We start from the raw sequence: 1,595 nt of genomic DNA, 5'->3' as shown, positions 1-1,595 counted from the left end.
CTAGGATGACGAAATCGCCATGGACGGCTCGCGTCACGCAGGCGGCTTCGCGCCTGCTCCGCCCTAGGATGACGAAGAGCGCGCTGCGTAGCGCAGTACCGCTGAGAGGAGGACATCGCCATGGATAGCTTCCGCGACAAGCTCGTTCCGGTGACCTCGATCCTCGCCGGCGTCGTCGTGCTCTGGTACGTTTTCGCCGTCATCCTCAATGCGCCGTTCCAGCGCGATATCGACAGCCGGGCCAACGTGACACCGGGCACCGTTGAATTCATCGGCAAGACGCTGTCGCAGCCCAAGCCAACATTGCCGGCGCCGCACCAGGTGGCGGTGAACTTCTTCCAGAACACCTTCCTGCGGCCCGTCAATTCGAACCGCAGCCTGATCTATAACGCCTGGGTGACGCTGTCCTCGACACTGCTCGGCTTTGCCTTCGGCACGGCGCTCGGCATCGTCATCGCCGTCGGCATCGTGCATGTGACGACGCTCGACCGTAGCCTGATGCCTTGGATCATCGCCTCGCAGACCATCCCGATCCTGGCTGTGGCGCCGATGATCATCGTCGTGCTGGCGGCGGTCGGTATCACCGGTTTGATCCCGAAGGCGATGATCTCGACCTATCTGTCGTTCTTCCCGGTGACGGTCGGCATGGTGAAGGGCCTGCGCTCGCCCGAGATCATGCATCTCGACCTGATGCACACCTATAATGCCAGCCGCGCCCAGACCTTCTGGAAGTTGCGGGTCCCGGCCTCTGTGCCGTTCCTGTTCACCTCGATGAAGGTGGCGGTGGCGGCAAGCCTGGTCGGCGCTATCGTCGGCGAATTGCCGACCGGTGCTGTCGCCGGCATCGGCGCCAAGCTGCTCGCCGGCGCCTATTACAGCCAGTCCATCGATATCTGGTCGGCGCTGGTCGCCGGTTCGATCGTGGCGGCGCTTCTGGTTATGGTGGTCGGCATCGCCGGGCGCCTGGTCGACCGCGCCATGGGCGGGAGGCCGGCATGAGCTGGCTGAAACCCTCATGGCAAGCCCTGCTGGCGATCGTGCTGTGTCTGATCGCGGTCACGCTTGGCGCGATGTCGAAGCCCGAGGCGGCAGCACTCGCGGATACGGCTGCCAGTATCAACTATCCCTATCTCGGGACGAAGGGTTTGATGTTCGGCCTGGCGATCGTGGCGGCGCTGATCTCGATGGTCAGGTTGCCATCGCTGGGCGAGGCCGTGGTGCTGTTCGTCGGCGCCCATCTCGTCGCCTGGCTGCTGATCTCGGGCATTGCCGGTTTCGAAGGCACGGCACTGGCCGCGTATTTCCTGCTGCTCATCGCGGCCTGGCTGCTCGGATGGCGTTGCGTGGCGGTGCTGTCCGGGCTTCGTCCGACGACAGGTTGGTCCCGGAACCTGCTGCGCCTGATCATTCCCGCCATTTTCGGCGCCTGGATCCTGATCATCTGGGAGGCGGTGACCCGGGGCGCCGGCATTCCCTTCATCCTGCTGCCGCCGCCGAGCGCCGTCGGCGTGCGCATTGTCAACTCGCTGCCGATACTCGGTGCCGATGTCCGCCAGACCGTCTTCAAGGCGGTGCTTTTCGGTTACGTCGTCGGC

The 1,595-nt window shown here is 64.5% G+C and carries 1 protein-coding gene and 1 pseudogene; both read left to right on the top strand.

The features are described from left to right. Nucleotides 1-120: 120 nt before the first annotated feature. Complete coding sequence (locus tag FJ934_RS27840; protein WP_140613595.1) at nt 121-999, top strand: ABC transporter permease; 879 nt, start codon at nt 121-123, stop codon at nt 997-999. Then, nucleotides 996-1,595: pseudogene (locus tag FJ934_RS27835) on the top strand (ABC transporter permease); the annotation flags it as partial. The gene FJ934_RS27840 and the pseudogene FJ934_RS27835, both read left to right, overlap by 4 nt.

Source organism: Mesorhizobium sp. B2-4-12 (assembly GCF_006441575.1).
Taxonomy (GTDB): Bacteria; Pseudomonadota; Alphaproteobacteria; order Rhizobiales; family Rhizobiaceae; genus Mesorhizobium.
The sequence above is the reverse complement of the archived record's forward strand: the minus strand, read 5'-3'. Positions and strand labels throughout refer to the sequence as shown.